This is a genomic window from uncultured Roseobacter sp. (assembly GCF_947495275.1).
Lineage (GTDB): Bacteria > Pseudomonadota > Alphaproteobacteria > Rhodobacterales > Rhodobacteraceae > Roseobacter.
The window spans coordinates 77,981-104,708 of the sequence record NZ_CANLYL010000011.1; the positions used below are offsets into that span (position 1 = coordinate 77,981).

30 protein-coding genes and 1 pseudogene are annotated in these 26,728 nt (G+C 55.9%); 21 read left to right on the forward strand and 10 right to left on the reverse strand.

What is annotated here, in order from left to right:
• The first annotated feature begins 42 nt into the window (after positions 1–42).
• The 4 genes from Q0802_RS18475 to Q0802_RS18490 all read left to right on the forward strand — a co-directional run bounded on the left by Q0802_RS18475 (position 43) and on the right by Q0802_RS18490 (position 3,834).
• The gene (locus Q0802_RS18475) at positions 43–1,008 is read left to right on the forward strand and encodes a catalase (RefSeq protein ID WP_298921015.1); all 966 of its coding nucleotides are present in this window, start codon (positions 43–45) and stop codon (positions 1,006–1,008) included.
• An 82-nt stretch (positions 1,009–1,090) separates the two neighbouring features.
• A complete protein-coding gene (gene hemA, locus Q0802_RS18480) occupies positions 1,091–2,371 on the forward strand; it encodes a 5-aminolevulinate synthase (RefSeq protein WP_298921017.1) in 1,281 nt (426 codons plus the stop codon).
• Complete coding sequence (locus Q0802_RS18485; protein WP_298921018.1) at positions 2,368–3,264, forward strand: catalase; 897 nt, start codon at positions 2,368–2,370, stop codon at positions 3,262–3,264. Before hemA ends, Q0802_RS18485 begins: the two co-directional genes overlap by 4 nt.
• A gap of 129 nt (positions 3,265–3,393) precedes the next feature.
• Entirely contained in the window at positions 3,394–3,834 is a 441-nt protein-coding gene (locus Q0802_RS18490) for a DUF4399 domain-containing protein (RefSeq protein WP_298921019.1), read from the forward strand.
• Between the two features lie 115 nt (positions 3,835–3,949).
• Here Q0802_RS18490 and argE read toward each other — a convergent pair whose 3' ends face one another.
• The 8 genes from argE to Q0802_RS18530 form a co-directional block, all read right to left on the reverse strand.
• Complete coding sequence (argE, locus tag Q0802_RS18495; RefSeq protein ID WP_298921020.1) at positions 3,950–5,101, reverse strand: acetylornithine deacetylase; 1,152 nt, start codon at positions 5,099–5,101, stop codon at positions 3,950–3,952.
• Between the two features lie 59 nt (positions 5,102–5,160).
• Positions 5,161–5,964 carry a pyrroline-5-carboxylate reductase gene (gene proC, locus Q0802_RS18500; RefSeq protein WP_298921021.1) on the reverse strand — a complete coding sequence of 268 codons (804 nt, stop codon included), beginning with the start codon at positions 5,962–5,964 and terminating at the stop codon, positions 5,161–5,163.
• Between the two features lie 131 nt (positions 5,965–6,095).
• A complete protein-coding gene (locus Q0802_RS18505; protein WP_298921023.1) occupies positions 6,096–6,785 on the reverse strand; it encodes an amino acid ABC transporter permease in 690 nt (229 codons plus the stop codon).
• 9 nt (positions 6,786–6,794) lie between these two features.
• Complete coding sequence (locus tag Q0802_RS18510) at positions 6,795–7,484, reverse strand: amino acid ABC transporter permease (protein WP_298921024.1); 690 nt, start codon at positions 7,482–7,484, stop codon at positions 6,795–6,797.
• Positions 7,485–7,545: 61 nt separating this feature from the next.
• Positions 7,546–8,346, reverse strand: a complete 801-nt coding sequence (locus Q0802_RS18515) for an ABC transporter substrate-binding protein (protein ID WP_298921025.1) — start codon at positions 8,344–8,346, stop codon at positions 7,546–7,548.
• 28 nt (positions 8,347–8,374) lie between these two features.
• Positions 8,375–9,145 (reverse strand): amino acid ABC transporter ATP-binding protein, encoded by a 771-nt coding sequence (locus tag Q0802_RS18520; protein WP_298921027.1) that lies wholly within the window; start codon positions 9,143–9,145, stop codon positions 8,375–8,377.
• Between the two features lies 1 nt (position 9,146).
• Positions 9,147–10,190: a GntG family PLP-dependent aldolase gene (locus tag Q0802_RS18525; protein WP_298921029.1), complete on the reverse strand. Its 1,044-nt coding sequence runs from the start codon at positions 10,188–10,190 to the stop codon at positions 9,147–9,149.
• A gap of 223 nt (positions 10,191–10,413) precedes the next feature.
• Complete coding sequence (locus Q0802_RS18530; RefSeq protein WP_298921032.1) at positions 10,414–11,334, reverse strand: LysR substrate-binding domain-containing protein; 921 nt, start codon at positions 11,332–11,334, stop codon at positions 10,414–10,416.
• A gap of 588 nt (positions 11,335–11,922) precedes the next feature.
• On the opposite strand from Q0802_RS18530, the gene Q0802_RS18535 reads away from it, so the two are divergent.
• From Q0802_RS18535 to Q0802_RS18555, 5 genes and pseudogenes are all read left to right on the forward strand, one after another.
• On the forward strand, positions 11,923–12,924 hold the full coding sequence (locus Q0802_RS18535) for an IS30 family transposase (RefSeq protein WP_298921035.1): 1,002 nt from the start codon (positions 11,923–11,925) through the stop codon (positions 12,922–12,924).
• Positions 12,925–13,050: 126 nt separating this feature from the next.
• Positions 13,051–14,432, forward strand: a pseudogene (locus Q0802_RS18540) (ISNCY family transposase).
• 102 nt (positions 14,433–14,534) lie between these two features.
• Positions 14,535–15,020 (forward strand): hypothetical protein, encoded by a 486-nt coding sequence (locus tag Q0802_RS18545; RefSeq protein ID WP_298921037.1) that lies wholly within the window; start codon positions 14,535–14,537, stop codon positions 15,018–15,020.
• A gap of 251 nt (positions 15,021–15,271) precedes the next feature.
• The gene (locus tag Q0802_RS18550; protein ID WP_298921039.1) at positions 15,272–15,505 is read left to right on the forward strand and encodes a type II toxin-antitoxin system CcdA family antitoxin; all 234 of its coding nucleotides are present in this window, start codon (positions 15,272–15,274) and stop codon (positions 15,503–15,505) included.
• On the forward strand, positions 15,505–15,804 hold the full coding sequence (locus Q0802_RS18555) for a CcdB family protein (RefSeq protein ID WP_298921040.1): 300 nt from the start codon (positions 15,505–15,507) through the stop codon (positions 15,802–15,804). The genes Q0802_RS18550 and Q0802_RS18555 overlap by 1 nt, the downstream gene beginning before the upstream one ends.
• Positions 15,805–15,813: 9 nt before the next feature.
• Here Q0802_RS18555 and Q0802_RS18560 read toward each other — a convergent pair whose 3' ends face one another.
• Both Q0802_RS18560 and Q0802_RS18565 read right to left on the reverse strand, forming a co-directional pair.
• Positions 15,814–16,863 (reverse strand): Fic family protein, encoded by a 1,050-nt coding sequence (locus Q0802_RS18560; RefSeq protein ID WP_298921041.1) that lies wholly within the window; start codon positions 16,861–16,863, stop codon positions 15,814–15,816.
• Between the two features lie 108 nt (positions 16,864–16,971).
• Positions 16,972–17,721, reverse strand: coding sequence for a hypothetical protein (locus tag Q0802_RS18565; protein ID WP_298921043.1), 750 nt, complete (start codon positions 17,719–17,721; stop codon positions 16,972–16,974).
• Between the two features lie 283 nt (positions 17,722–18,004).
• On the opposite strand from Q0802_RS18565, the gene Q0802_RS18570 reads away from it, so the two are divergent.
• The 12 genes from Q0802_RS18570 (at position 18,005) to virB10 (ending at position 26,728) form a co-directional block, all read left to right on the forward strand.
• Complete coding sequence (locus Q0802_RS18570; RefSeq protein WP_298921045.1) at positions 18,005–18,346, forward strand: hypothetical protein; 342 nt, start codon at positions 18,005–18,007, stop codon at positions 18,344–18,346.
• A 130-nt stretch (positions 18,347–18,476) separates the two neighbouring features.
• Entirely contained in the window at positions 18,477–19,010 is a 534-nt protein-coding gene (locus Q0802_RS18575; RefSeq protein WP_366523339.1) for a lytic transglycosylase domain-containing protein, read from the forward strand.
• A 14-nt stretch (positions 19,011–19,024) separates the two neighbouring features.
• Entirely contained in the window at positions 19,025–19,315 is a 291-nt protein-coding gene (locus Q0802_RS18580; protein ID WP_298921047.1) for a TrbC/VirB2 family protein, read from the forward strand.
• A 5-nt stretch (positions 19,316–19,320) separates the two neighbouring features.
• Positions 19,321–19,650: a type IV secretion system protein VirB3 gene (locus Q0802_RS18585; protein ID WP_298921050.1), complete on the forward strand. Its 330-nt coding sequence runs from the start codon at positions 19,321–19,323 to the stop codon at positions 19,648–19,650.
• On the forward strand, positions 19,650–22,007 hold the full coding sequence (locus tag Q0802_RS18590; RefSeq protein ID WP_298921053.1) for a VirB4 family type IV secretion system protein: 2,358 nt from the start codon (positions 19,650–19,652) through the stop codon (positions 22,005–22,007). The genes Q0802_RS18585 and Q0802_RS18590 overlap by 1 nt, the downstream gene beginning before the upstream one ends.
• Positions 22,004–22,708 carry a type IV secretion system protein gene (locus Q0802_RS18595; protein WP_298921055.1) on the forward strand — a complete coding sequence of 235 codons (705 nt, stop codon included), beginning with the start codon at positions 22,004–22,006 and terminating at the stop codon, positions 22,706–22,708. Before Q0802_RS18590 ends, Q0802_RS18595 begins: the two co-directional genes overlap by 4 nt.
• Positions 22,701–22,958 carry an EexN family lipoprotein gene (locus Q0802_RS18600; protein ID WP_298921057.1) on the forward strand — a complete coding sequence of 86 codons (258 nt, stop codon included), beginning with the start codon at positions 22,701–22,703 and terminating at the stop codon, positions 22,956–22,958. Before Q0802_RS18595 ends, Q0802_RS18600 begins: the two co-directional genes overlap by 8 nt.
• 6 nt (positions 22,959–22,964) lie before the next feature.
• Positions 22,965–23,846 carry a type IV secretion system protein gene (locus Q0802_RS18605; protein WP_298921059.1) on the forward strand — a complete coding sequence of 294 codons (882 nt, stop codon included), beginning with the start codon at positions 22,965–22,967 and terminating at the stop codon, positions 23,844–23,846.
• A 45-nt stretch (positions 23,847–23,891) separates the two neighbouring features.
• Entirely contained in the window at positions 23,892–24,080 is a 189-nt protein-coding gene (locus tag Q0802_RS18610) for a hypothetical protein (RefSeq protein ID WP_298921063.1), read from the forward strand.
• Positions 24,067–24,750, forward strand: coding sequence for a VirB8/TrbF family protein (locus Q0802_RS18615; protein WP_298921065.1), 684 nt, complete (start codon positions 24,067–24,069; stop codon positions 24,748–24,750). Before Q0802_RS18610 ends, Q0802_RS18615 begins: the two co-directional genes overlap by 14 nt.
• On the forward strand, positions 24,747–25,598 hold the full coding sequence (gene virB9 / locus Q0802_RS18620) for a P-type conjugative transfer protein VirB9 (protein WP_298921068.1): 852 nt from the start codon (positions 24,747–24,749) through the stop codon (positions 25,596–25,598). Before Q0802_RS18615 ends, virB9 begins: the two co-directional genes overlap by 4 nt.
• Positions 25,598–26,728 (forward strand): type IV secretion system protein VirB10, encoded by a 1,131-nt coding sequence (gene virB10, locus Q0802_RS18625; RefSeq protein WP_298921071.1) that lies wholly within the window; start codon positions 25,598–25,600, stop codon positions 26,726–26,728. The genes virB9 and virB10 overlap by 1 nt, the downstream gene beginning before the upstream one ends.

The following is a 26,728-nucleotide window of genomic DNA, read 5'->3' on the forward strand; positions in this document are numbered from 1 at the left end:
TTAGAGATATGATTGTTAGATCACTAACCCAAGGATTAAATGATGTTGAAAACAAGTACACTCGCTATGTGCATTCTGGCTCTGCCGTTGAGTGCGGTCGCGCAGGATGGCGGATACGACACCGCTGAACAGGATTATAAAGTATTCGAAGGCACGTTTGGCGTGACCGAAGGCAAACGCCGCAATCACACCAAAGGGTTTTGCATCGTCGGCGAATTCGCCCCGGTTGATGCGGCGATCCTGAATTACACCAACAGCCCGATTTTCACTCAGACCTCTGCGGTCAACGGACGGGTCTCTCACAAAGGCGGCAGCAACACGGCCCCCGATGACAAGTTTGGTGATCTGGGCCTCGCGTTCGAATTGACCACGCCGGATGATGATTACCACATCATCAACGTAAACACTGAGTACTTCTTTCCTGCGTCTAACCCTGCTGATTTCATCGACGTTGTGCGCGCCAAGGGGCTGGGCGGTGAAGCAGTGAAAGCACTGGCGGCAGAGCGTCCTGAATTGGCGACCTATCTGCACTATCACAAAAAGGTGCGCGCCAAGGATCTGCGCCCCTACGAAGGCACAACCTTCAACAGTGTGAACGCCTTTTATCTGGTGAATGACGCGGGCGAGCGCACGGCGATCCGCTGGTCCATGGTGCCTTCTGGTGAACAGGGTCTTGTGGCCGAGCACAACCCGAATTTCTTCATGGATAACATGAACGCCAATCTGGCGACGGGGCCCGTGTCCTGGGACATGGTTGTTGCCATCGCGAATGCGGATGATGATCCAAACAATGCCGCTATCCGCTGGGAAGGCGATCATAAGGAAATCACCGCCGCACGTCTGACAGTGACCTCAACCGCCACCGAGGCCGAGGGCAACTGCGACCAAGTCAACTATGACCCCACCGTCCTGAGCGATGGATTTGAAGTGTCTGACGATCCGATCCTTGAGGCCCGCTCGCAAATCTATGCACACGGTGTGGGCGTACGTCTGGGTGAAAAAGAATAACGCCACCACCTCTCACGGCAGCCGGATCAGTTTTGAGATCCGGCTGTCGCCCCCAACCGCCCTCGCAGGAAGGAACTGAAGGATGAACAAGGACCTAGACCATCTGGCAGAAGCCCAGCTTGACACCTTGCGCCACGAGGGCAACTACCGCGAATTTGCCGAATTGGAACGCCACGCCGGATCCTTCCCAAATGCCACGCGCTATGTCCCCGATGGGCGCTCTGAGCAGGTCAAGGTTTGGTGCTCAAACGACTATCTGGCGATGGGCCAACACCCCAAAACACTTGAGGCGATGATGAACGCCTTGGCCGAATATGGCGCAGGGGCTGGCGGCACGCGCAACATTTCCGGCACCACGCATCACCATGTGTTGCTGGAACGCGAATTGGCCGATCTGCATCAAAAGCCCGCCGCTTTGGTGATGACTTCCGGTTACGTGGCCAATTGGGCCTCGCTTGGCACGCTCGCCGCGCGGCTGCCCAATTGCATCGTTTTCTCGGATGCGCTGAACCACGCCTCGATGATCGAAGGGATGCGCCATTCCAAGGCCCCTCGCAAAATCTGGCGGCACAATGATGTCGCCCATCTTGACCAGCTTTTGTCAGAGGCCGACGCGGATGCCGTCAAACTGGTGGCCTTTGAATCGGTCTATTCCATGGATGGTGATATCTGCCCCTTGGAAGAAATCCTTGATGTTTGTGAAAAACACGGCGCGATTTCCTATCTGGATGAAGTCCACGCCGTTGGTCTTTATGGCCGCCGTGGCGGCGGCATTGCCGAGGCACGCGGGTTGATGCAGCGGGTGGATATCATTCAAGGCACGCTGGGCAAGGCCTTCGGCGTCATGGGGGGCTATATCGCCGGATCGACCAGCGTGATCGACTTTATCCGGTCCTTTGCGTCGGGGTTTATCTTTTCTACCGCAATACCACCCGCCATTGCTGCGGGTGCCTGCGCCTCGATCAAACATCTCAAGCACAGCAATTCTGAACGGGCTGGGCAACGGCGCGCCGTGCGCGCGCTACGTGCCCGGCTTGATGCGATGGGAATTCCGCACCTGGACAATGACAGTCACATTATTCCCGTGATCGTCGGAGAGTCGCACAAATGCAAATTGATCTCGGATATGCTGCTTGATGACTATGGCATCTATGTCCAGCCGATCAACTACCCGACGGTGCCGGAGGGAACGGAACGATTGCGGATCACACCGGGTCCGCATCATTCTATTGAAGACATTGATGCCCTTTGCATGGCTCTGCATCATATCTGGTCGCATTGCGCGCTGGCTCCCAAAACTCCGATGCGCGGGCCGAAGGCAATTCACAATCATACAGTTGCTGCAAATGGAGAAGAAGCATGACACAACTAGCCAAATTGATTGATGCCCTTAACGGCACCTTTGGGCGCCACAAAGGCTTTCGCGCGTCGCATGCAAAGGGGCTTGCTGTTACGGGCCGTTTCATTCCGACAGTAAACGCACCTTCTGTCGACATTCCGCTCTTGCGGAGCGAACAGCCGATTTCCGCCCGGTTCTCCGTTGGCGGGGGCAAGCCCAACATGAGCGACAAAAGCCCGTCGGTCCGCGGTATCGGGATTGCGATCGGTGACAAGAGCGATGGTTGGACGATGGCGCTGATCTCGGCCCCGGTGTTCTTTGCCAATTCGGCGGAGCAGTTTGTAGACTTCCTCGCGGCCCGGAAGCCTGACCCGGAAATTGGCGGGCCAAACCCTGAGAAGGTCAAGGCCTTCAACGCGGCCAATCCAAACACGGTCCCGCATCAGGAATACCTCAAGGCGACCGCCCCATGCCGGTGTTACTCGAATGAGAATTACCATTCCGGACATGCCTATGGATTCGCAGGCCCTGACGGCCCGCTGTCAGCGCGCATTTTTCTAGAACCGGAAGCTGGTCGCATTGGTCTGACGGAGGATGAGAAATCAACATATTCGGATGACTTCCTGTTTGACACCTTGTTGGACAAACTTGATGGTGGCCCTGCGCGCTGGACCATGAAGCTGGTGTTGGCAAACAGTGGTGATGTGCTTGATGATCCGACCACACCCTGGGATGGCGAACATCAGGAAGTCACGCTGGGTACAATCGAAATCACCCAAATAGACGAAAACGAGGCAGGCCAGAAACGGGTCTATGATCCCGCGCGCATGCCCGCAGAAGTCACAGCCCCTCAAGACAATGTATTTGGGTTGCGCAGCCCTGCCTATGCGGTGTCCGTCGCCAGGCGAAACGAATAATGCGACCCCGGGCAGGCGTTTTGACGCACGACCTGAATAAATCCGCACCCTGAGCCGTTTAACCATCATCGGCGTCAAAAAGAACGGAGACGTCGTGCATCCATTCGTAACCTCAAAAGGAGAACACCCATGAAGACCATCAAACTCGCCGCCATCGGCGCGTTCCTAGCCGGCACAGCCGTTTTCGCCGGTGAAACCCCAAGTGCTGACGGTGCGGAGGTCTACTTTATCAATCTGACCGACGGTGCAACCGTTTCGGCAACTGTTAAAGTCCAGTTCGGTTTGAATGGCATGGGTATTGCTCCGGCAGGTACAGAAGCGGAATTCACTGGGCACCACCATCTCCTAATCAATCGCCCGCCTCTGGGTGAAGGCGAAGACGGCACAGATGAGTTTGAATATGCTCTGCCTGCGGATGAGAACCATGTCCATTTCGGCAAAGGGCAAACAGAAGCAACGCTTGATCTGCCTGCCGGGAAGCACACGCTTCAGATGGTACTGGGAGACTGGAGCCATGTGCCCCATGACAAGCCGGTTGTTTCGGAGGTGATTACGATCATCGTCAACTAGATGTACCTGAAAGTCAGCAGGAACAAGCGCGCGGTTTTGCGCGCTTGTTCTGCCCATCGAAGCTGGGAACATTCCAAGGGGCTGCATCGTTTTTGGCTGATTGCCGAAGGGTTCTTTAAGTCGCACCCAACCTTGAGATTAGCCGATGCAGGAAATCTTCACATTCATGCAAGTCTTTTTCTGACACATATTCATCCGGCTGATGGGCCTGAGAAATAGATCCGGGCCCACAAACGACGGTATCCAGTCCCGCATTCTGATAGTACCCCGCCTCGGTCACCCCATCCCAAAACTTGACTTTTGCCGCCCTCGGATCGGCCTGGAGTACGGGAAGAAAACCGCTTGGTTCTCGTGCTTTGAATGCAGGCACGTGGGACAATATTTCAATCTGGATCGATGCCTCATCATCATTTCTGTTCAACCCTGGCCTGAGGTCAGTGGACAAAAACGTCTCCAGGTTGGTCATGAATGATTTGCTCGGGTTGTCGGGTAAATGGCGAAACTCAAATTCCAGCGTGCATTGCTTTGCAATCATATTCCTGGCCTGACCGCCACGGATCAGTCCAACCTGGATTGTCGAGTACGGGGTATCATAGCCGTCCTGCGCTGGCTTCGCTGCATAGACTTGCTCCTGTTGCATGAGGTATTGCACCAAATCAGACGCATAATGGATGGCATTGGTCTTGGTCGCGATCGTCGCGGCGTGACCTTCAGACCCATTCACTGTTGCTCGCAGGCCGATGATGCCCTTATGCGCCACGACAGGCCGAAGATCTGTGGGTTCCCCAACCATGCAAAAGCTTTCTGCGGGGATGACCGATCGCAGATAATCGGAGATATCCCGCGCGCCGAAACATCCGGTTTCTTCATCATGGGTCAGAACAAGATGCAGCGAGAGCCCCAGCGCGTCCAGATTCAAATTGGTCGCAACGGACAGGGCGACCGCGACAAAACCTTTCATATCCGTTGTGCCGCGCGCGAAGAGGTTGCCATCCCTCTGCGTCAGCTTAAACGGATCGGTTGACCAGTTCTGACCGTCAACAGGGACAACATCCGTATGCCCGGCCAGGACCAGAGCAGGACCGTCCTTATGACCCGCCACGGCATGCAAGTTCGCCTTTGTACCGTCAGCATTGGGCAGAACAGTGATGTCGAATCCGGCGGATACAAGCAGATGGCGACAATACTCAACGCAATCCTGATTGGATTTGTGGCTGGTCGTGTCGAATGCACAAAGCCGCTCAAGGATCGTCAGCGTATCCTGCATATGACATTACCTCGCAAAAGCATCAGGCGGGCGTGCAGAAACATCAAAGCGCTGTTGCTTCAAAGCTCTTTGGATCTGCTTTGTGCAGCCATAACGGCATCCATCACAATCGCATTCAGATTGTTGTGCATGGCAAACTGCTCTAACGCTGCAGCCGTTGTGCCACCCTTTGACGTGACGCTCTCGCGCAGTTTAGCTGGCGCGCGGTCCTGTTTGAGAAGTTCGGCGGCGCCGATCAGCGTATCAATGGCCAGATCCTGTGCGAATTGACGGTCCAGCCCTGCGAGTTCCCCGGCCTTTCCCATGGCTTCGACAAAAGCAAAGAAATATGCCGGGCCGCTTCCCGAAACGGCTGTGGTTGCGTGAATGTCATCCTCATCATCGACCCAGCTGACCGGGCCGGACCCAGAAAAGAGCGCTTCGAACTGGTCTTTTCGAGAGGCATCCGTCGCAAAAGCCACATTGACTGATTTCTGAACCGAAGCAGCCATATTTGGCATGCAGCGCACCACTGGCACCGGCCTGCCAATGGTCTGAATGATCCTCGCACTGGTCACACCAGCCATAATGGAAACGATCAGCGCATCATCGCTGAGCACGTTCGACACCGGGCGGCTGGCGTCCTCGAACACCTGTGGCTTGGTGGCCAGAACACATGTTGCGAATTTCAGGTCGCCGGGAATGTCGTCATATGCCCGATAAAGCGCGCCGATCCCGAGGTCAGTGGCGTCCTGCGCGTCCATAAAGGGATCGATGATCGAAATATTCGACATTTCGCCACCGTTGGTTTTGTACCCCCAGAGAATAGCCCGCCCCATGTTGCCGCCACCGATGAGCAGGGTTTGATTTGCTGTTTTTGTCATGGCTTTTAGATCCTGTAATTGAATGGTCTGCCCGCTCGATAGGCTGCCAGTATTCTGCCTCACAGGGAGGTTCCTTGCTGGCGCAGCCACATCCTGGATGCAGCTGTGCCAAAATCATGTGGCTGGTTGGCTTACCACTGAGCGTCTCCGGCAACGCTTCGGGCACCTTTGGCGGCGATCCGGTTCTCCATGTATTTGATGCCGCGCAGGATTGGGAAGCAGTAGATAAAATACAGGCTCGCCACGAGGAACAGGATCCACATGATATGAGCCGGATGACGGTGGATGGCATCCTCGCCCTGACGCATGAGTTCCACCACACCGATAACTGTCAGGATCGACGTGCCCTTGATGACCAGAACATAGACCCCTGCAAGTGGCGGCAAGGTGAGTTTCCAGGCCTGGGGAAGGATCACATTCAGCAAGCGCTGGCGCATATTCATGCCAACTGCTGATGCAGCTTCCCATTGCCCTTTCGGCACGGCTTCAAGCGAACCGCGTACAATCTCGGCCGTGTAAGATGAGGTATAGATCGTCAGCGCGATCACAGCAGCGGTGAAATTCGAAAAGTCAAAAATCGACAGCTTCGTCGTCGGCAGCACGTAGTAAACGATATAAATCTGCACCAGAAACGGGGTCGCCCGGACAAGGTGAACGTAAAGCCCAATCAGGTTATAGACTGCCTTGGGCCCTACTGTTCGGCCAAGTCCAAGAACAAGACCGACGAAACTCCCGAGCGCGATTGCAACCAGCGAAATCAGGATAGTGTTCAAGAACCCTTCAAGCAAAAAGGGCATGGTTTGGAGCGTGAGTTCAAGCATCGTGACCTCCTATCGGCTGTTCCAGGCATTGCCTGAGAGCTTCTTTTGAATTTTATTCGAGGCCACCAGCATCATCAGATAAATCAGCAGATATCCAAAGGCGGCTGTCATGAAAGCTTCGGTTGGCATGACCCGGTCGGACAGGATAATCAGTCCGGCACCAAGCAGTTCAAAGACGGCGATGAAGCTAAGGATGGAACTGTCCTTCACCAAAACAGCTGCCTGTCCCAGAAGCGATGGGATGATTTTGGCGAAAGCCTGCGGGTAGATGATGTTGATCATCGTCTGCCGCTCGCTCATTCCCACGGCCTTGGCACCTTCGAATTGACCACGGTCCACCGCTTCGATCCCGCCACGAATGATCTCGCTCATGTAGGCGGCTGTGTGGATTGTCAGGGCAAAAATACCGCAGGCAAGGGCCGGAAGGGGGACATTCAGAACCGGGATTTGTGACAGCCCGTAGTAGACTATATAGAGTTGAACCAACAATGGTGTGCTGCGGATGGCTTCGACATAGGCGGTTACAGGGGCTGAAATCCAACGCTTTTGCGACCGACGCGCGACCGTGACAAGCGTCCCAAGAACCAGCGCACCGATGAGGCAGACGAAAGAAATCCAAAGCGTCGCCCATAGCCCCCAGGCGAATTCGGGCAGGTATCTTAAGACGATCCGGTAATTATAAAAATCTATGAGTTCCATTGCACACCTCCCTTAGTGAACTGGCCACGCGCGATACGTTGAGCGCGTGGCCAATGATTGCTTACTTGTGGTCGGCTTCCCACGCTTTGGTGTGCACCCAATAGTCCAGCATCCGCTCGATTGTGCGGTCTGCCTTTTTGATGCGGAACCAGTTGTTCAGCCAGGATTCAAGATGGGTATCCGTTGGGCGAACAGGAAAGCTAAGAGGCGACTGCACGATGGTGCCATCGGTAATACGGACGCCTTCGAACTCGGTCGTGAACTGCGTCGCGATTTCGCGCGAAGTCACACCGGCATCGACGCGACCCACGGACAGGGCCTGTGCCACAGCCGGGCTACCTCCGGAAAGTTCAACAACGGTTGCATTTGGCAAGTTGTCGCGCACAAATTTAACGTGCGAGCTGGCCTGAGGCACGCCGATCTTGACGCCCTCGACGTTCAGATCCTGCCACTTTGCAGCATCAGAACCGCCACCGACATAAGCCACAACATCGCTGTAGTAGAAGGGTTCAGTGAACACCAACTGAAGCGCACGCTGTGGAGTAGGGGTCATGTCAGCCGCGATGAAGTCGACTTTTTCCGCCAGCAGCGACGGGATCAGGCCCTTCCATTCATAGTCGTGAAATTCGATATCAACGTCCATGTCTTGCGCGATCAGTTTGACGATTTCGACGGCAAAGCCAGTGCGCTCACCGTGTTTGTCAACAAAGCTGAAGGGCGGTCCTTGGGTCTGAACGGCGACATTCAGCGTCCCGTTGTTCACAATATCGCTGATAGCGTCGGCGCTCGCAGGCGTGACAGATGTAGCATTGGAAGCGACGAAGATCGCGGCCCCTGCTACGAGGGTTTTAAAGAAATTCATTTGGGTTTCCTCCCTTGGTTGATGGTCGTTAGAGAACTTTGTCCAGGAACTGCTTGGCGCGGTCCGTGGCTGGTTTTTGGAAAAATTCTGCGGGCTTGCCGGTTTCGACCAGCTCACCGGCATCCATAAAGATCACCCGGTCGCATACCTCGCGGGCAAAATTCATCTCGTGTGTTACGATGCACATCGTCATGCCGTCGGTCGCGAGACCTTTCATCAGATCAAGCACTTCGCCCACCATTTCAGGGTCCAGAGCAGATGTCGCTTCGTCGAACAGCATGAGCTTTGGCTGCATTGCGAGGGCGCGCGCGATCGCGATCCGTTGTTGCTGACCGCCAGAGATCTGTGACGGATAGTTGTTGGCCAGATGATCGAGCCCCAGCTGACGCAAGAGATCCATTGCGATTTGGTCCGCTTCGGCGCCAGTCCGTTTGCGTACCAGCGTCTGTGGCAGCGTAATGTTTTCCAGCGACGTCTTATGTTGGAACAGATTGAAGTGCTGAAAGACCATGCCGACATCAGCGCGCAACGCGTTCATGTCTGTCTTTTTGTCCGCAAGGTCGATCCCGTCGATATAGATGTGACCCTTCGTGATCGTCTCGAGCCCGTTGAAGGTCCGAAGCAGCGTGCTTTTGCCTGAGCCGCTGGGCCCGATAATGGCGACAACCTCACCACGATCCACGCTTGTGTTCACATCTGTCAGCGCATTGATCGTGCGTCCGTCGTTGGTTTTGAAGACCTTCGAAAGGCCTTCGACCTTAACGAGCACGTCACCTTTTTGTGTAGACCCGTTTCCCATGTCACGCGACCTCCCTTACATCAGCGCCAAGATATTTTTTCAAGCACCCCATCAGCGCATCGCCAGCGGCGGTGTCGACGTCGATATGGGTGACAATACGAACGCGGCGCGTTCCGAACGCACCAGCCAAAATTCCGTCAGCGCGAAGCTTTGCGACGAGGTCCGCCGCCGTTGGAGCGGTGTCCTTGAGATCGAAAATGACGATGTTGGTCTCAACCGGCAGGACCGCTTTGACCTGAGCAAGCTGAGAAATCTGCTCCCCCAAGGTGTGCGCCAGCGCATGATCATCAGCCAGGCGGTTCACATGGTTATCCAGCGCATAGAGACACATGGATGCAACGATGCCGGACTGGCGCATAGCCCCTCCGAACTGTTGCTTCAGCCGCCATGCCTGCGCAATAAACTCGTGAGATCCGGCCAGCACGGCGCCCACCGGTGCGGCAAGTCCTTTGGTGAAGTCAATCCAGGCCGAGTCAAAGCCTTCGGCATAGGTGGCAGCGGGGATACCGGTTTTGACAACGGCGTTCATCAGCCGCGCACCATCCATATGTGTCGCCAGCCCTTCGCTTTTCGCGATGGCGGCGACATCTTGCAATTGCTCCAGTGGCCAGATCGCACCGCCGCCCATGTTTGCGGTTTGCTCAACACAAAGCAGCGTGCTTTTGGGCATGTAACGAGAGTTCGGGCGAATGGCATCTTGAACCTGATCGGGCGTGAACATGCCATTCTGGCCATGAAGCGCTTTGATCATCACGCCGCTGATAGCCCCAGGACCGCCAGTTTCAAAATTGATGATGTGGCAGGATTGCTCGCAAATGATCTCATCACCTGGATTGGTGTGCACCTTGATGGCAATCTCGTTGCACATGGTTCCCGACGGCAGAAAGACTGCCGCTTCTTTCCCAAGAAGCTCAGCCACCCGCTTGCAAAGCTCAGTAGTCGTCGGGTCTTCATCTTTCTGTTCGTCTCCTACAACACAATCCAGCACGGTCCGACGCATCTCGGGCGTCGGTTTTGTCTTCGTGTCTGCGTAGAAATCGTACATCGCGGTATTCTCCCCAGGGCCCTTCGGCGTATTCGCTTCAGGCATGTCACCAATTGCTTGGAGAGAAGCATCTCATCCCAGAAAGAATGTGAAAAATAAAAAAAAGGCCTATCAGCATGCATTTTTGATATGCTATGTGATGTGCAAGTCTGGAGGATGAAGATCAAATCAGCCGGTTTCAAACCTGGTTTTCCAAGCCTGAAGAGGGGCCGCTGCCGGCTTTTTACCGACTCAGCAGGATTTCAAGCTCGGCCAGATATCGGTCACGGGTCTCAAACAAGCATTTTCGAAACTCATCGACCAATGCGCTGACTGGCCGGTACTTTGACCGGAGCAATGTCGAGGAAAAGGCGAGATTTACCGAGAACCGACGAAACACAATTGCACGATGGCGGAAGCTAAGAGCGGAGAAGGGGTTAATGATTGAAACGCCCAGGCCTTCTGCCACCGCCTCACCGGCCATGAGCGAATTTTGAACTTCCATCACGTTGGACGTCGTTACATCGTGATCGCCTAGCAACCGCTGAAGCCGATGCGAGTACGGATCAATTTGACCAAGCGACACGAAGTCGACACCGTGGAGGTCTTCTGGTGTCACAACATCTATCTCACAAAGGTGATGCCCCGCCGGAAGGATACAGATTTCCGGCGCATCCGTGAAGGTTTCAAATTCCGTACCCTCTGGTTCTATTGCGTATGCTGCCAGTCCCAGATCGCATTGCTGCGAAGTCGCCAGCTCTGAAATTGTCGGCGTTTGTCGGGTCGTGACAATTGTCTGCACGCCAGGCCGATTTTCTCGAAATGACTTGACTGTATCGACCAGAAATCCCTGAGAAAACGCTGGAGCACAAGCAATATGAATGTTGCCGCTTTGCATATTTCGAATTTCGTCCGCGGCTCGGCCGATGCGTTTGAGGCCACGAAACGACCGATCGACTTCCTCATAGAGCAGCTGCGCCTCACGGGTCGGTGTTACACGGTTGCCAGTCCGGACGAACAGCACCATCCTGGTGGCATCTTCCAACTGCTTCAACGATCTGCTCACAGCGGGCTGGGAAGTGTTAAGCAGCTCAGCAGCGCCAGTTACCGTACCGACTGTCATCGTAGCGTGGAAACACTCGAGAATGCGCGAATTCAACTGCATATGTCTAGTCCAGAAACTGTTTTGTTCAATGTAACCTGTTTCTCTCAGAAGCACAGTGTGGCTCTACTGGTTTAGCTCGATATCAGGCGGCAGATTGAGAAAAGTGCTAAGTCTCTATCAAGCACATTCCGCTTTGCTGATGCGCATGTGAAAAGCCGCACACTCGGACGCCAGAGTGGCAAAGGTAGATTTGTTGCCCGATGCCAACAATTGAAATTGTCCAGAAACCACTGCGTCCGATGCGTGTTTTTGAGCTGAAAATCCAGAAAGACACCAACACTACGCTGTCAATAAGGTGTCGCCAAAACACTCAATCCAGTAGCTCCCGTTGTTCCTACACCCACTTCGCTTGGTACAAATGTGGCAGCAACCTGTACGCCTAAAAGGCCGAACAGCCAGTCAGCAGCCTTGTTCTAATAGGGCTCCAAAGCGAACTTAGCTGCGGGCAAGACGAATGGCCGCCAAACCCTTTTTGGTTAAATTTGACATAAGTATCCTTATGTACATTTTATGCTGTTGCCGGAGCGCGCTACTTCCAACTGCGACTCTTGTTAGAAAACAACATGTTATCTGACGAGAGGAAACCGCATGGGAGCTGTCTATAGCCAGCTGAGTATCACAGAACGACGCAAAATTGAACGCTGGAGACATGCAAAGGTCCCTGTCGACGAGATGGCCTGTGTTCTGAAGCACTGTCGCTCGACGATTTTCCGGGAACTGAAGCGTAATCATTTCAGCGATGAAAGCATGCCAAAATGTGATGGCTACTACGGCGCGGCCGCTCAGCTGATGGCGGCAGACCGACGTGCACGACAACGCAAACTGATCAAATATCCCGAACTGTGCAGTTGTGTGATCGAGCGCATAAAGAACGGCTGGACGCCCGAGCAGATCGGCAATCGCATGATCCATGAAGGCGCTAAGCCGAGGGTCTGCCAAGAGACGATCTACCGCTATATTTATTCCAAAGAAGGTCAACGCGATGATCTGTGGTGGTACCTGCCCACGCATCGTGTCGCCCGCAGGCCACGTCGCACCAGACGGCGCAGACAGCCCAAGTTCCACCGCGATGTCAGCATCCTGTTCCGCCCCGACGATGTCGCGCATCGTCGTCAGTTTGGTCATTGGGAAGCCGATTTGATGCTGTTCAAACAGAAGCTTGGCCAGACAAATGTGACCGCACTGGCCGAGCGTGTCAGCAGGTTCACAGTGATCTTAAAGAACCCGAACAAGCGCACTAAGCCTGTCATGGGCAAGATCATGGATGCCATCCGTGATCTGCCACTCACAGCTCGCAAGTCGATCACTTTTGATCGCGGGACTGAGTTCGTCAGTTGGCCACATCTGCAGGCAGAGATCGGAACGCAAACCTGGTTTTGCGATCCCTCCTCACCTTGGCAGAAAGGCACAGTCGAAAATACCAATCGAAGGCTTCGAAGATGGCTTCCGCGCAAGCGAGACATCCGGCGATGCACAGATCACGATATGAAAGTGATCTGCGATCGCCTCAACAACACGCCCCGAAAATGCCTCGGATGGAAGACACCTGCCGAAGTGTTCCGCGAAAAGATGATGGAGGAATTGCGATAAGCGCCCTACCCTGAGGCCAACAAGAGTCGCGGTTCAGGTATCGCTCACACCGCAAAGCTAAAATGTCACCCGTGAGCAATTCAGGAATGTCACTCTGCCCTCGAAAATCATTGAGGGTGAGCGGACATGGGATGGGTGGTTATGAGCGAGCGCGAGTTGAACCGCGTGGAAGTACTGGCGCAGGTCGATGATGGACGGCTGAGCGTCGATAACGCTGCGAACGTGTTGAGCCTGACGCGCAGACAAATCTTCAGGCTGTTGAAGCGGTATCGGCAAGATGGCGCGTCAGCGATCCGGCATAAGTCTCGTGGGCGTGCACCGAACAACCAAATCCATTCAGCAAAGCGTGACTATGCTCTGGCTGTGATCAAGGAGCAGTATCCGGATTTCGGGCCAACACTGGCAGCTGAGATGCTGGTCGAGCGTCACGGGTTTAAAGTCTCGCGCGAGACGGTCCGTAAATGGATGCAGGAAGATGGCATCTGTCTATCACGCAAGCAGCGCCGGACATTTCACCAACCACGACTGCGCCGGGAATGCTTTGGAGAACTGATCCAGATCGACGGATTGGACCACCGTTGGTTTGAGGATCGTGGCGATCCTTGCACCCTGCTCGTCTTCATCGACGACGCCACCAGCACGCTGATGGAACTGCGGTTTGTAAAGTCTGAGAATACATTCAGCTACTTCGAGGCTTTGGAAAGCTATCTGTTGAAGCATGGCCGTCCTGTCGCCTTCTACAGCGACAAGCACACCGTATTCCGGGTACCCAAACCCAACGAACACATGACGGGCATGACGCAATTTGGCCGCGCCCTTGCGGAGCTGAACATCGAGATCATCTGCGCCAATTCCTCTCAAGCCAAAGGCCGCGTCGAACGCGCAAATCGAACGCTGCAAGACAGGCTGGTCAAAGAGCTGCGCATCGCGGGCATCTCCAACATGGATGACGGGAACGCGTTTCTGGTGAGCTTCGTCGAACGCTACAACGCAAAGTTTGCGAAGGCTCCGGCCAAACCAGACAATTTGCATCGTGCTTTGAACATTGAGCCGGATGGGATGGCCGAGGTCTTCTGTCTGCGCGACAAGCGTTATGTCACCAAGGATTTGACGCTGAAGTACGACCGCAAGCGCATCCGGCTGGAGGTCAATGACCTGACGCGTGGCCTGGTCGGCAATACGTGGATGTCTACGAGATGCCAGACGGGCGGATTCAGGTGCGCGCCAAAGGCGTCGCCCTGCCCTGCAGCATTTTCGATCCGCACCAGCAACGCGTCACTCATGCGGCGATCACAGAGAACAAGCACCTGAGCGCAGTCCTCGCCCACATCAAGGAAGAGCAAGAGAAAGCCGCGCCGCCATCAAAGGTCAAACCTGTCAGCGCCAAGAACGGCTACAAGAAGACCGGACGCCGTCCACCGGGTCGACCTTCAAAGATGGAAGCGTATTATGAGCGACGACGCGCTGAGCGAGCTGCTGAAGCCTCATCCCAAATTGAGAGTAAATAAATGCAGATAGAGACTGACGGCCGTTCTGCTCAAACAAGTGTAGGATTGACCACCCAAACAGTCGCCTCTAACCCCGGGCATGCATCAATTTGAAGGAAGCTCATGTTCGAATCCAAACCAGTAATTCTGGGCATTTTTCTGTCTTCCGTCCTCGCCCTACCGGCGCTGGCAGACGGGTTAGAGTTGCCCAGTGGGGTTAAATTTGGAATGGCATTTTCCGACCTCCAAACCACAGCCGAAGAGCAAGATTGGGACCTACGCCAAACCACATTTAACACGAACGCATGGTCAGCAGACGCTGAAGGTTTGACGTTCTACTTCTGCAATCAGGAGCTGTCGAGCATTGACCAGTACCTGAACGGAGGACTGCGTGGCTTTGTGGAAACAGTCTGGCAGCTCGAATTGAAGTATGGCGAGGCTTCTACCGAAACTTTTGTAATTGCACCACGCAGCGATTTTGAAACACATGGCCTGCAATCAGTATTCGAGCTGAGCCAAGGAACGCGGATAAGCGTACTAATCCAAACAAGAAATGACGAAGTGGTCTTTTGGTCTCGTAAATCCAACGGTGAAGTCTGCGAAGAATAGCCGTCAGCAGCATCAACCCATATTGGAGCTCACCCCGCACCCAACGTTGGGAAGACGCACTTCCCAGTACACGCAAGGCTTTTCAGCCCTGCGATATTTGAGGTCTCCGGGCTGCTAAGCCTTGCTCCCGTCTGCGCTTTTGATGACATTTCTGCTTTGCAAATCCAGTGACATTTCTACTTGGTTGCAACATATGCGCATGTTTGACGCATATGGATTTTGTGCATAATCTTCTGATCCAAGGAGATCATGTGCCCCATTCACCGGTCAGAAAGCCTATAAACCTGACGTTGGACAGCGATCTGCTATCGGATGCCAAGGCCCTCAACGTGAATCTATCCCGCGCCGCAGAAGACGGTGTACGCGCGGCAGTGATCCGGGCCCGCGAGGAACAATGGCGCGCCGAGAACGCAGCGGCGCTCGCAAGCTCAAACACGTTTGTCAACAAACATGGCTTGCCGCTTGATCGTTATCGCCAGTTCTGATGGCAAAGTTTGACGTCTGTCTCGGTACTGAAAGCGAAACATTGCTGCTCGATGTACAGGCAGATTTGCTCGATGCGCTAAATACACGCATGGTCGTGCCCCTGATGGCTGTCGGCAAGGCACCGGTTCCGGCAAAGCTTCTGAACCCGGTATTCGCGATCGACGGTGCCGAATATGTCATGGCGACCCAGTTCATGGCGGCCGTTCCTCGAACAATCTTGCGAGACCCTGACACCAGCCTGAAGGACAGGTCCGAAGAAATCACGACGGCGATCGATATGCTGACGCAAGGGTTCTAAGGTCGGTTTCTACCGAACCGAATACCACGCCCCCCGTGCCTGGCCGTGAAGCTCCAGATGGCCATCATACACAAGCGCGCGGAAATGCTGTTTGAGCGTATTCCGGTTGGCACCTGTAAGTTTCACCGCATCTGCCATTGTCAAACGCCCGTGTTCTCGCGTCAGTTCGTAAAGCTTCGCGGCCAGTTCCGGCATTGCGCCCATCATCAGCTTTTCTCGCTCGACACGGGCCCTGAGTCGCAACATCTGCTTTTGCAGTGCGTTCAGGAAAAACTCCAGCCACGGCGTCCAATCGGGCTCCGCGCTTCGGATTGTGCCCTGGGTCTGCCGCAATGCCAGATAGTAACCCTCCTTGCTTTGCTCGATCACGCTTTCAAGCGAACTGTAGGGCACATAGGCATACCCTGCCCTGAGCAGCAACAGCGTGGTCAACACCCGGCTGAGCCTGCCATTCCCGTCCTGGAACGGATGAATCTCCAGGAACACCACGACAAAAATCCCGATTGCGATCAGAGGGTGTGGGTCTCGTTTCTGGGCGGCATCATTGTACCAGCTGAAAAGTTCCGCCATCAGCCGGGGTGTGTCAAACGGCGTTGCCGTTTCAAACACGATCCCAATTTGCGCGCCGGTATCGTCAAACGCGGCGACACTGTTGGAAGAGGTTTTGTAGGCGCCCCGATGACGCTCATCCTTGCCGCTGTATTTCAACAGGTCCCGATGAAGCTGGAGGATGTGGTTCTCAGAGATGGAGATATGGTCCCATGCCTCAAACACTGTTTCCATCACTTCGGAATACCCGACGACTTCCTGCTCATCTCGTGTGTCGAAGGTTTTGATCTCCAGGTTGGACAGAAGCCGCTGGATCTCCTGATCGGAAAGCTTGCTGCCCTCAATCCGGGTGGACGACCCGATGCTCTCGATGGTTGCGACCCGTCTCAGCGCCGCGAGCCGCTCTGGCGCGAGCGTCCCAAGGGCCTGCCAGGCACCTTTGAATTCGTCGATTTCCGAGATTCTGGCAAGGATTGTTGTAGTGATAACCAGTGTGTCAGTGCTGAACATACCCAAAACAACACCCATTTACAACCATTTGTCAATTCATTTCTACACCCATTTACACCCAAAACACCCCTGTTAACTACGCCCATCGATGCAGCTTTCAAAGGGCGCTCAGTAGTTCACCACCTCAAACCCATGCTTCCCTTCAACATCGATCCATTCGACACCGACCGCCCTTGAATAGCTCGCCGGCTCACAACTCCTTGACGGGATCAACCAGTCCGGAACTCGCCCCGGCCCGGACGGGGTCCAGCGAAACTCGCCCCGGGCGCCATATGTCCCAAGTGAAATCTCAGATTGCTCAAGGCATTCCCCTTCCCGGCCGCGCGGGTGATGGCTGTAATGTTTGACATTCCAGACTCTGATGGACCGAATAAGATCAAACTCCGGCCCCGACACATCGATGTCGACCGTGCCGTTTTCTTCCAAGATCTCCGCTGCGATGAGCGGAAAGGCATCCGGTGCAGGTGAAACGCTGTTGCTGTGCTCGAGAGCTGTTGGAATTGCGCCAAGTTCCTGCACCGAATTTAGCGAACGCACAGCTGCAAAAACTGCTTCTGGGGCATCGGCCTTTGCCAAATTGCGCAACCGTTCACCCGGCTTCATCATTGCTCCCTCGTTCGTTGCAGCCCCCATGGGGCAGTGCCAGATCTGCAGTGGGGGCTCGATCGGCCAGGGCGTGATCCGTTGAACGAACACATCCCAGGCGTGCCCGCATTCCAACGACGCAGGCCAGCCGCCAGCCAGACACAGCAGTATGGCGCAATCCACGTCATAAGCACTTGCAGGGATTGGAAAAGATAGCGCTATAGCCGCGCCATACAGCATGTTTCTGACCTTGGGTTTCAACGCGGTGATCACTCAAGTCGCTCCTTCATCAGGCACGTTATCAGGGTCACAAATATTCTACTTAAGAGAGAACATATGATATTGACGCCCTCATAGATAAATGTTCTGACGCGGCCCAATACGCCGGATTTGCACGTCGCAATCATGAATTCGGACCATGTCATTTCAGCAAACGAGTCGCAATATTAAATATTGGTTGTTTTAGGTTTTTAGTTTGTTTTTCACTATTGACACAGAATCCCTATCCGCAGATGTTCCGCACGTATTAGAAGTTGTCCCAAGTGGGGGACGACACATGCCGATCAAAAGAAAATATCAGCTGATAACCATCAAGGGCGTGAAGGCTTTGATGAGTGATGGCTCACGTTTTCAATGTCGGTATGACCTTGTCGAGCTGAACGATGGCAAACCGCGCTACCAATGCATCTATCTTGTCGACGGCAGGGAAAGCATACTCATTTCGGACCGCGTGTCGGAACAGGGGATCGAAGCGCGGCTCTTCAACGTTTGGCCGGGTCTCTTCAAGCATCATTTCGAGTTTGGCGACGGCACTGACCTCGCCTTTGGTTCGGATTTCGTCATCACCACGGGTGAGCTTCGCGGGCTTGACGAAGTGCCGCGTAAAGGAAAGCGCTAACAAGTCCTCCCCCAGACAAGCTATTCACAAGGCTATCGCGGCATCGACTTTGCTGCTTGGGAATGCACCTGGCGTCTTTGCCGAACCGATCCCGCTCCCTGCTTTTCAAATTCTTGCTGAAAACTGCGCCCTGTCCGTGGCACCCGAGATCATGGAAAAACTTGTGCGTGCAGAAAGCGGGTTCAACCGCTTCGCCATTGGCGTAAACGGTGCAGAGCATCGCAGCTATCATCCGGGCTCTGAGGAAGAAGCAGAGCGGATCGCGCGCGACTTGATCAGCCAGGGTCATTCCATCGATCTTGGTCTGGGCCAGATCAATTCGTCTAACCTCGAATGGCTCGGTCTGACGGTCGAGTCTATATTCGACTCCTGCGCCAACCTGAGCGCGTCCGAGAAGGTTCTCCGCGAGGGATACGACCGGGCGCGTGAGTTGGGCTCTGATCCCGAAACGGCCCTGCATCAGGCGCTGTCCGCCTACAATACCGGTACGTTCACCCGTGGATTTTCCAACGGTTACGTCACGCGCGTGATGGGCGGGGGTGTCGGGACGCCCCCTGCTGAAACCCAGGTTCAGTCAGCTGAGCGTTCTACACCGACGGACACCATACCGACATGGAACGTGTTTTCCGAGGATGCTGCGTCGTCAGCCCTTGTGTTCAACTAGAAGGAAAGATTCAGATGAATTCCATCACCGCATTTATTGGCCGGATTCGCGCGCCCGCGAGCATCGCATTGGTGCTCCTGCTCGGGCTCTCTGACCCTGCGGCGGCGGCCGGCTTTACTGATTTTCTGAACAACGTGGTGGATGAGTTCAACAGCGCACGGCGGCCGCTGGCGCTGATCGCGATCATGCTCGTTGGTTGTCTTTACATGTTCAATGTCATCGACATGCGCCGCACCGGCCAGGTGGCCATCGGTGTCATCGTGATCTTCGCCGCCACCGAAATTCTTGACCTGATCACCGCGTAGACTCCATGACCGAAGAACCCCTGAACACCGACCGACTCTACCTGGCGCTCACGCGCCCGGCGATTGTGTTTGGCGTGCCGCTGGAGGCGGCCTTCATCTCCGTCATGATCGGCGGGTTGGCGATGATCCTCGGGGATTCCCTCTTCTACCTGATCCTCGCCGTTCCTTTACTTGTGATCTCCTACTTCATCGTGAAGCGCGATCAGAACGCTTTCCGCATTCTCTTCCGCTTCTTTGACACCGGTGCCAAGTGCCGCAACCGTGGATTCTGGGGCGGCTCCTCGCCTTCTCCTCTGCAGGTTCAGCGGCGTTACCGTATCGAGGAGGTCGACTGATGGGGTTTACCCGCGCGCTCAAACGCGAAATCACCGCCACGGACTACTTGCCCTTCCTGCGCCATGCGGATGAACACAGCATCATCACGACGGGTCGTGGCGCCTTCCAGATGCTCAAGATCGAGGGCACCTCGTTCCGCACGGCGGACACGAGTGGGATCAATGCGCTGCATGACGGGTTGAGCCATCACATCCGCAATGTCGCCGATGACAATATGATGATCTACAGCCACATCATTCGCAGCGAAGATCATAGCTATCCCGGTGGTGACTTCAGATCTGAGTTTGGCCACTGGCTTGATGCGGCCTACAAGACCCAGATTCAGCAAAAGCGCCTCTTTCGCAACGACATCTACCTCACGATCTACATGCAGCCGCGTGGGATTGCGGGATCGCGGTTCGCCAGCGGGATACGGCGGGCTCGGAACAGCCAGGTAGAGATCGATCAGGATCTGCTCGACCAATTGGGTGACAAGGCGTCGCTGCTCGCGAAAAATCTGGCCCGCTACGGCGCGCGACGGCTTGGTCTCGTAAAGAACGGTCACGGTTTGCTTTGCTCGGAACCGATGAGCGTGTTGCGCCAGATCATCACCGGTCGTTATAATCTCCTGCCTCTGGTGCGCGGATCGATCGGATCGGCGATCTACACGGACCGGGTGATTTTTGGGCGCGAAGCCCTGGAAATCCGCCATCCGGCGGAGTCCACCTTCGGGGCCATGTTCGGCATCAACGAATACCCCGCGGTCACCCGCCCCACCATGCTGGATGACCTGCTGACAGCCCCGTTCCGGTTTGTCCTGTCGCAATCCTTCCGCCCCATCGCGCGATCTGACGCTCTCAAAACCATGAGCCTAAAAGAGGGGCGAATGCGCAATGCCGGGGATGACGCCATCTCCCAGACCGAAGAGTTGCAGGTGGCGCGCGACGATCTGATGGCGGGCAATTTTGTCATGGGCGAGCACAACCTGTCCTTGCTCATCCTCGGGGATGACCTGGACGCGGTCCGGGGACATGTGGCGGATGCAAGCAACCTTCTGGCCACTTCCGGCGCGATTGTTGCCCGTGAAGACCTCGGGCTTGAGAGTGCCTTCTGGGCGCAACTGCCCGGCAATCACTCAAAACGCCTGCGGCCCGCCCTGATGACCAGCCGGAACTTTGCCTCCCTCTCGCCGCTGCACAATTACCCGACCGGCCATCGGACAGGTAATCACTGGGGCAAGCCGGTCGCAAAGTTGAAAACCAGTGCCGACAGCGCCTTCTATCTTAATTTCCATGTGGGCGATCTCGGGCATACCGCGATCTATGGGCCTTCCGGATCGGGCAAGACCGTTGTCATCAATTTTGCGCTTTCTCAGCTCGAAACGCTCGACGTGAAACGCGTGCTCTTCGACAAGGATCGCGGCGGCGAGATCTTTGTCCGCGCCTCGGGCGGCACATATCTCGCGCTGCAGACCGGCGAGAAAACCGGCTGCGCACCCTTCAAGGCATTGGAGCTGACACCAGCGAATGAAGCCTTCCTCGTCGCACTGGTGAAATCGATGCTGGCCGATCCACAGCATCCGCTGACCGCGGACGATACGGCCCGGATTGAGGCCGCGGTGGCCGGTCTTGGAAACGTTGCCCAGGATCAGCGTTCAGTTTCCGTGCTGCGCGAACTGATCGGCTTCGGATCCGGTGAGCCCGATGACATCGGCAACCGGCTGGACAAATGGGCTGAAGGTGGGCGGCTTTCCTGGGTTTTTGATAACACCCAAGATGAGATCGGGTTTGACGCAAACCTGATTGGGTTCGACATCACATCCTTCCTGGATGATCCAACTATTCGCAACCCGATGATGATGTATCTCATGCATCGGGTCGAGCAGCTCATCACCGGCCAGCGCGTCGCAATTGTCATCGACGAGTTCTGGAAGGCACTGGCCGATCCGTTCTTTGTCTCCTTCGTCAAGGACAAGCTCAAAGTGATCCGCAAGCAGAACGGCATCGTGATCGCGGGCACCCAATCGACCTCCGACGTTGTTCAAAGCCCGATTGCCCGAACCGTGATCGAACAATGCGCCACCCAGATCTTCTTTGGCAATCAGCGGGCCGATGAGGCGGAACTGACCAGGGTCTTCGGCCTGACCCATCGCGAAGTCCGGATCGTACGCAACGAGCTGTCGGTTGGGCAGTTTCTGATCAAGCAGGGCGGCAATTCGGTGGTTTGCGAGCTTGATCTGCGCGGGCAGAAGGACGTCCTGGCTGTTCTGTCCGGCCGCACCGAGGCCACGGCACTCATGAACCGTATCCGGTTGGACCATCCCGAGCCTTCACAGTGGCTCCCCCTTTTCCACGCCAAGCGAAAGGAATTCGCATGAATCTCAAACCCGCGCTTTTGGTGTGCGCTCTGGCCTTGTCTTCGCCAGCATATGCAGGCGGAGTTCCAGTCATTGACACCACGGCCATCGCGAATGCCAAGGCGACATTTGCCAAGGAACTCGCCCAGATGGTCAAGGAGCTGGAAGAAGCCAAACGGCTCTACGATGCTGTCAACGGGCTGACCGAGATAGCTGATATTGTCGACGCACTCAATGATCCCAAGGTGCGTGAGCTTCTAGGGCCGGACGCCATGTCCATCGCCAGTGCCCTCGAAGTGAACATTGATGCCCTGGGCGATCTGTCGGACACAGCAAGCGAGTTTCTGGACCACACGCGGGTGACTGCTGCGGACGTGTCGGCAGAAGACTTCTATCGCCAGGAACTAGACCGGATCGGCGCGCGAACGGCGCGTGATGCGGCGGTCGGTGATCGCATCGTGCGATCCGCCGATGATCGTCTGGCCGGGCTGGAACGGCTGCGTCAAGCGATCGGGACAGTCTCCACCCAGAAGGAAATCAACGCGCTGCAGGCCCGTCTGCAGGTGGAATCCGCCATGCTGCAAAACGACACCAACCGCATCCAAGGCCTGGCGATGCTGCAGGAAGCGCAGAGTGAGGTCGAGTCGCAAAGACAGCGGGAGGTGGAAGTGGAAAACAGGGAGCGCTTTAACACAGATATGGGGACATTGTTCGGTGGCTAAACAAATCAATTCATTCGCGGTTATTGCTTTGCTGACCCTTTCGGCCTGCAATGAAGAAGAAAACAGAACTGTAGAGTTCTACCTGCAAAACACCGATGTACGCGCCGAAGTGCTTGCGAAATGCGAAGTCGCCGACGGGTCGGTTTTGGAAGCCAATTGCAAGAACGCACTCGAAGCAAAAGCCCAAAGCGCGGAGACGACCGCGCGGGAGAAAAACCTCTCAGATATGAACAATTTGTTCGGAGACTGACGGCAAATGCTTCAGGACCTGTATGATAGCTTTATTGCAACTCTGACTACCAAGACCAATGCAGTTTCAGGTGCCATGTCAGGTGCGCTTTCGGCACCTCTTACAGCCGCCATGACGTTGTACATCTTGCTTTATGGCATTGCTATCATGCGCGGGGCCATTCAGGAGCCCGTTCTTGATTTTGCCCTGCGCGGAATCAAATTGGCCGTGATCTGGTCGCTCGTCACCTCTGCTGGCGACTACACAAGCTGGGTAAGCAGTACGATCAATACCGGCGTCCCAGACTTCATCAATTCGCTGACAGGTGGCAGCGGTTCGTTGCCATCGGATCCGGTCATGGTGAAGGCCGGTGAAATAGCTGCGAAGGTGCAGGAAGAATATGCTTCGCAGGGTTGGAGCGGCAAGATCTATGGCTACATCATGAGCGGAGTGGTTTTGGTTTGGGCAGTCATTTTTGCTGCCATTGCTTTTGTAGCCTCGCTTCTTGCTACTTTCGGGCTCACAATCGCGGCTGCCATCGGTCCCATTTTCATCTGCTTTGCATTGTTTGACTCCACGAGAGGTTGGTTCTTCTCCTGGCTCGGACAGATCTTGAATTGGGCTATCGTAAAAGTTCTGGTTGTCGTCCTCACAATCGTCATCGTGGCAATGTTGGGTGACGTCTATACCAAGATCGATTTGGTGGGCGGAATGGCGGCTCTCGCCGCGTTTCTCGTCGCACTGTCTTGTGGCCTCATCTTCTTTCTTCTCATTCCCTCCGTCGCCTCCGGCCTTTCGGCGGGTGCGCAGGCCTCGACGGGCATGTTGCAGCGCTCGATCGAACGCAATCTCGGCATTCCAACACGCGGTGGCTCCGACGGCGCTCGGGGGAGCGCGACACGAACCTAGCGCGGGCCATCTCCTGCGCCTCCACTCACTGATCAAGGTCACCTGATGAATAAAATAACATTTCTTGCCCTGCTCCTCGCAGCGGGATGCGCCTCAACGACGACTCTACCTGACGTTCAGGGTTCGGTCGTGCGCCCCCTCAACCCCACCCAGTGGGACTATAGGCAAGCGCTTCAGCGCAAACAGGCCGAGATCGGTGTCAGACGATCAGGAGTGTCGAATGATCCGGAATGACAAGGAGCTTCGGGCCTATCTTGCCGAGGCCCGCACATTCGACCAGGACCGGCTGCTGGCCACGCAACGCTCAACCCGGCTGGCCTGGACAATTGCCGGTGTCGCCAGTGCTATGGCTTGCGCCGGTGTCGTCGCCGTTGCCGCTCTCGCCCCCCTGAAATCCGTCGAACCCTTCGTGATCCGCGTCGATCAGGCTACCGGTGTGCCCGAGGTCATGACGGCGCTGACGGATGGCCAGGAAGAGTATGACGAGGCCGTCGCCAAGTATTTCCTCGCCCTCTATGTGCGCACCCGCGAGGGCTATTCCTTTGCCGCTCGTAGCACGATTTTTGACCATGTGCAGATCATGTCCGGCCCTGAGGAACAGGGAGAGTTCTCGGCGCAGTACAACGCGTCAAATCCCGACAGCCCACAATATCTCTTCGGTAAAAAGACCAGGGCCGAGATTCAGATCCGGTCGGTTTCCTTCCTGGATGACGGGCTGGCTCAAGTGCGCTTCTACCGGATCACCAAACACGAAGACGAAGATCTGGAACGGCGCAGCCAGTGGGTCGCCACGCTTACCTACACATTCGACGGTCAGGCGGAAATAAGCGCCCAGGACCGGATGATCAACCCGCTCGGCTTTGTCGTGACCGACTACCGCGCAGACCCGGAGGTGATTCAATGAAACGCCTGATCGCTTTTGCCGCCGCCGCGTTGCTGGCCGCATCTCCTGCCCTGGCGCTGGACGTGCCCAATCCGAGCAGCTCCGACAGCCGGGTGCGTTCGGTGAACTACAATGAATGGGATGTGGTGCGTGTCGTCGGCACGGTGCGCACGGCGGTGCAGATCGTCTTCGATCAATCCGAGGAAATTCTCGATGTCGGCGGCGGCGATACGGTCGCCTGGGAGTTCAAGCCGCGCGGCAATATTCTCTATCTGAAGGCCCGCGAGCCGCATCCACCAACCAACCTGCAGATCGCAACGGTCCGATCAGATGGGACAACCCGAACCTATTCTTTTGAGTTGATCACCCGCGAAGGCGACATCATGGTCAATAATCGCGATGTCTATTTCCAGGTGCGGTTCCGCTATCCGCGTGATGAGGCCGACGCCCGCCGGGCCTCGCGCGCTGCCGAACGACAAGCCGCGCAGAAACAGGCAGCACGCGCCCGCCTGTCCGACTCGGTCGCCCATTCCGGCACCAAGAACTGGCAATACCTGGCCGCCGGGTCACGCAGCCTGCAGCCGTCAAGCGTGTTCGACAATGGCGACATGACCGTGCTGACCTTCAAGCGCAGCAATCGCCTGCCTGCTGTCTATATGATCGCTGCTGATGGTGAAGAACGCCTGGCCAATACCACGGTGCATCGCAATGAGGTCATCGTGCATGGCGTTGCCCATGAAATCCGCCTTCGGCTCGGACGGGAGGTGACCGCGATTTACAACATGGGTGTCGGCAAAGGGCACACTTTGATCAGCACCGGCACCACCAGCCATGTGGTTGAGCGCGAAATCATCGGAGGGTCGAACTGATGGCTCAGGATCATCCGAATGACGGCCAAACCCTGGAAGGTGAGCGCGGCATCACGTCGATCACCGAGGCCGCCGGCAAAGGCGGTGGCGGGGAGTTCGGCAAGAAGCTTGGGTTGGCCGCGGGCATCGCTTTTTTGGGTGTACTGGCCTGGTTGCAATGGCCCTCGGCCGAAGAACCACCCGCTGAGACAGTGACCGAAAGCACCCGCCGCATTCGCGCGGGTGGGGAGTTTCAGCCGGCGGAGATTGTTGATCCAATTCCCGAGGCGGTTACACCGGCTGCGGTGAAGGTCGACACCCGACCCGTTGGCCCGATCGAGCAGATCCGGAACGAACAGGCGGTGATGCCCGCGGAACCGACCGAGGCCGAGCTCTTGTTTGAAAGCTCCAAACGTGCCCCGCTCATGGCCTTTGAGGGCGCGTTGCCAATACAACCAGCGTCGAATGCAGCTGGACCCGCCGAAGGCAGCTTCTTCGGGTCGGACCCGGGCGCACAGGGTGCCTCCGGTCTTGCCGGTGATCTGAAAGCGACAAAGCTCGAAGGCAGCCGCGCCTCCGCCCTGGCAAACCCGCACCTGACGATCACCCAAGGAACACTCATTCCCTGTGTGCTCGACACGGCGATGGACTCTTCGCAGCCCGGCATGGTGCGCTGCACCGTCACCGATAGTATCTACGCCACCACCGGCACGGTTGTTCTCTTGGAAAAAGGCACACGGATTGTCGGTCAGTATCGTGGCGGGCTGCAGCGCGGCACACAGCGCCTCTTCGTGATCTGGACCCGGGCGGAAACGCCCAATGGGGTGATTGTCACGCTCGACTCGGCCGGGACAGACGGTTTGGGGCTCGCAGGATTCAGCGGCGACATCGATACCCAGTTCTGGACCCGGTTCGGTGGTACGATGCTGCTCTCGGTCATCGACGATGCGCTGGCCGCCCTTGTGGTCAGTTCCAGCAATGCCGACAGCATCGAGAACACTACAAACGGGGTCAGCAACCTGGCGCAGACGGAGCTGCAAAGCACGATCAATGTGCCGATTGTCCTGCGCAAGAACCAGGGCGAGGAAGTCGCGGTCATGGTTGCCCGCGATCTGGATTTCTCAGCCGTCTATCGCCTGAAAACCCGGTGA